Here is an 803-nt window from a genome sequence, read left to right as displayed (position 1 = left end):
TCGTGGGCTCGGAGATGTGTATAAGAGACAGCCCCGGCACCGGCCACATACAACTCCCCCACCACACCCGCCGGCACCGGCCGCAACCACCCATCCAGCACAAAAAAACCCAGATGGGCCAACGGCACCCCAATCGGGCTGACCGTACTGTCGGCGTCACCAGCAACGATCTCCCGAAACGAGGCATGCACCGTCGTCTCAGTGGTGCCATACATGTTGATCAGCCGCGGTGATCGCCGGTGGCTACCCAACCAAACCCCAAGACGCTGCGGCTGCAGCGCCTCACCGGCAAACACCACAGCCCGAAGCTTCAGCTGCTCTCGCAGCTCGGGTGCGAGCGCATCGACGGCTTGCAACCCATCAAACGCCGAAGGAGTCTGGCTTAACACGTTGACTTGCTCAGCAACCAGCAACGCGTGGAAATCTTCCGGCGAGCGCACCACCGACTCCGACACCACCACCAGCCGCCCACCACCTAACAACGCCCCGAAGATCTCACACACCGAGACATCGAAGGCATAGGAATGCCACTGCGACCACACCCCCGCGCGCTGCAGGTCCGCATCCAACGACTCCAGCAACTCGACGACATTGTGGTGGGTGATAGCCACCGCCTTGGGCGTTCCGGTGGTACCCGAGGTGTAGATGAAATAGGCGATGTCATCCCCGGCCGGCGCCGGTAACGCCGTACTGGGCTGGGCCTCGACAGCAGGATCATCGATGTCGATGACCAGCAGGTCGCACCCGCCCAACCGGTGAGCCAGATCAGCGGTGCTCAACGCGACGATCGGCGCGGCATCAGC

At 62.9% G+C, this 803-nt stretch carries 1 protein-coding gene; it reads right to left on the bottom strand.

Going from position 1 to position 803, the window contains the following annotated elements:
* The coding region (locus tag CDN38_RS33765; RefSeq protein ID WP_142361416.1) for an AMP-binding protein at positions 1-803 on the bottom strand (803 nt) is incomplete at both ends.

Origin of the sequence: Mycobacterium ostraviense (genome assembly GCF_002705925.1) — a bacterium.
GTDB classification, from domain to species: Bacteria; Actinomycetota; Actinomycetes; order Mycobacteriales; family Mycobacteriaceae; genus Mycobacterium; species Mycobacterium ostraviense.
The sequence above is the reverse complement of the archived record's forward strand: the minus strand, read 5'-3'. Positions and strand labels throughout refer to the sequence as shown.